Raw genomic sequence first — 2100 nt, 5'->3', positions numbered from 1 at the left:
GGAATTTGACCGCGAGGAAATAGACCAGCAAGTAGCCGATGAAGAATTCCGGCACAGAGGTGGAGGCAAGCGCCAAGCCCGAGATTAGCCTGTCGACCGGTCGGTTGTGATGACGCACGGCGATAAGCCCCAGGATGAGTGCAAGCGGGATCGACACGATAGCGGCCCAGAAGGCGAGGAACAGCGTGTTCCACAGCCGCCCCCTGATGGACATCGCGATATCGAGCTTGGTCGTCAGTGAGTTGCCCAGGTCGCCGTGCAGAATTCCGAATAGCCAGTGGAAATACCTGACATAGGCAGCGTCGTTGAGCCCCATTTCCTTTCTGAGGTTCTCGAGCGCCAGCGGCGTCGCCGATTTGCCGAGAACGGCCTGCGCAACGTCGCCCGGCAGGAGGTTGGTACCGGCGAATATCAGAACCGATACGGCGGCTAGCAACAGGATGCCCAGCGCAATGCGCTGGGCAATAAGCTTGGGAACCATGTTCGTACGGCCTTAAGCCTGCAGCCAGCATTTGGACAGTGCGTAGCCGTTCATAAGTTCCTGGTTGCCATCCGTGGCCCAGCCGCCAACCTGCGGCCCTGTGGCATCGATGAAGTCGCGGAACATCGGTAGAATTACCCCGCCTTCGTCACGGACGATCTGCCCCATGTCGGCATAGAGCCTCTTGCGCTTGTCGGCATCGAACTCGCCGCGGGCCTGGACCAGCATCTGGTCGAACTTCTCGTTAGAGAAGTGAGCCTCGTTCCATGGCGCTTTAGACTGGTATTCGAGAGAATAAGTCATATCCTGGGTTGGACGGCCGCCAAAAGAGCTGGCATGGAAGGGCATTTTTTGGGATTCTGTCCAGTAGCTGTCGGCGGGGTGGCGCTTGACCTCGATGGTGATGCCCGCCTTGGCCGCGCTCGCCTGGTATAGTTCAGCAGCTTCCACCGCGCCAGAGAAGGCGTCGTCGGACGTATTGAGGAGCACCGGTCCCGAGTGCCCGGACTTCTTGTAATGGAAGGATGCCTTCTCCGGATCGTACTTGCGCTGCTCCATTTCGGTAAATAGGGGATAGGTCTTGCTGATCGGCGTGTCATTGCCCACGGAGCCATAGCCCCCGAGGATCTTTTGGACCATTTCCTCGCGGTCGATGGCATATTTCAACGCGAGCCGCAGGTCATTGTTGTTGGTGGGCGCCGTGTCGACCTGGCAAATAAACATATTGTGGCCACGGCTGCTAGCATTGCGGATGGTGATGGCAGGAGAGCGCTTGAGGAGTTCAACCACCTTCGGATCGATTTGGTTGATCATATGGACCTGCCCGCTCTGCAAGGCGGAGATGCGAGCGGTCCCGTCGTTGATGACGATGATCTCGATCTGATTGGCAAATCCGCGATCGTCGCGCCAGTAACCTCCGAACTTTTCGCCGCCAGATCGCACTCCCGCCTCGTGAACAGTGACCTTGTAAGGCCCGGTTCCTATGCCGGCGGTCGGGTTGTCCTTGCCGCCATTCGGCTGGACCACCACTTGGTGTGCAGTCATTATGAACGGAAATTCAGCATTGGCTTCTTTCAGCGTGAAGACCACGTTCTGGCCGTCTACGGCAATCTTGTCGATGCCCTGCAAAAGTGGTAACGCGCTGGATTTCGAGTTGGCATCGCCATGGCGCTCGACGGTGGCGAGCACGTCGGCGGGCGTCAATTCCTTGCCGTCATGGAACTGGACGCCCTTGCGGATCTTGAAGGCCCATACCTTGGAGTCCTTTGAGGAGCCCCATTCCTCGGCAAGTGACGGCTGGACTTGTCTATCTGCGTTCAGCTCGACAACCGTTTCGCCCCACTGGCGGCTGAAGATAAATTGAAATGGATCGGTCAAGAGAACTGGATCGAGACTGTCGGTCGCCGCTCCGCCTTGCAGCCCGGCTTTGAGCACGCCGCCCTTGACGGGTCCCCCGGCCCTTGCGGCCGTGGCAAGCAGGTTATTGGCAACGACTGCGCTGACGCCGAGCGCCGCGGCCCGACCTAGAAAGTCGCGTCGGGACAGCTTACCCTTCGCGACGTGCTCACAGAGAAAACCCATTTCGTCAATCATCTTAGTTCCCCTTTTTGCCGCGCGTT

General features: G+C 58.5%; 2 protein-coding genes. Both read right to left on the bottom strand.

Annotated features, from left to right (window positions below):
* A partial coding sequence (locus tag AC0L3E_RS34480; RefSeq protein ID WP_473606892.1) for an ABC transporter permease occupies window positions 1-481 on the bottom strand: 481 nt, incomplete at its 3' end.
* 12 nt (window positions 482-493) lie between these two features.
* Window positions 494-2074 carry an ABC transporter substrate-binding protein gene (locus tag AC0L3E_RS34475; protein ID WP_473606894.1) on the bottom strand — a complete coding sequence of 527 codons (1581 nt, stop codon included), beginning with the start codon at window positions 2072-2074 and terminating at the stop codon, window positions 494-496.
* Window positions 2075-2100: the final 26 nt, after the last annotated feature.

Source organism: Mesorhizobium sp. WSM4822 (assembly GCF_055811155.1).
This window is presented reverse-complemented; position numbering and strand designations above follow the sequence as displayed.